Genomic DNA, 782 nt, shown 5'->3' on the forward strand with positions numbered 1-782 from the left:
AAATACCTAAAAGGTATTAATAATAGACTAAATAGGTCTTAGACATGTCGTTATCTAGCATCTATAGTTCTTATTAAGCATAAGGAAGCACCATTTACTTAATAGGGACTGTCATGATTCGTTCAATCAATACTTTATTGGTACCGATACCTACTATTCGAGCTCATAAGCTTGCTTGTACCGTTATGAACGAACAAGTTTTGGTATTGGTACACATTCAAACAGAAGATGGCTATGAAGGTTGGGGCGAAGCGACCACCATTGGCGGTCTAAGCTACGCAGAAGAAAGCCCTCATAGCATCAAGACTAATATCGATACCTACTTTACGCCTCTTTTATTAAAAGAGCAGCCTACTAGCACAGCAAAAGCCATGCAGCTGCTCAATCTTCATATCAATGGCAACCGCTTTGCAAAGTGCGCGATTGAAACTGCCCTACTCGACATTGAAGGTAAACGTCTAAACCTACCAGTAAGTGAGCTAATTGGCGGTCGTGTCCGTGATCGTATCGAAGTGGCTTGGACCCTTGCCAGCGGCAATACAGCGACCGATATTAAGGAAGCTAAACGCATGATTGAACAAAAGCGCCATCGCATTTTTAAATTAAAAATCGGTAGCAATCCGATTGTTGTTGATGTTGCCCACGTATTAGCCATTAAAAAAGCACTACCTGACTGCCGTATCACGGTTGATGTCAACCAAGCATGGACAGAGCTTGAGGCTATGCAAGGTATTAGCCTATTGCAAGCTGGCGGCGTTGATTTAATAGAACAACCTGTCTCA

General features: G+C 42.3%; 1 protein-coding gene. It reads left to right on the plus strand.

All coding sequences use genetic code 11. From position 1 onward, the window contains the following. Window positions 1-113: 113 nt before the first annotated feature. The coding region (locus ACS8FD_RS19445) for an enolase C-terminal domain-like protein (RefSeq protein ID WP_439277072.1) at window positions 114-782 on the plus strand (669 nt) is incomplete at its 3' end.

This window comes from Psychrobacter sp. 1U2 (assembly GCF_051847575.1).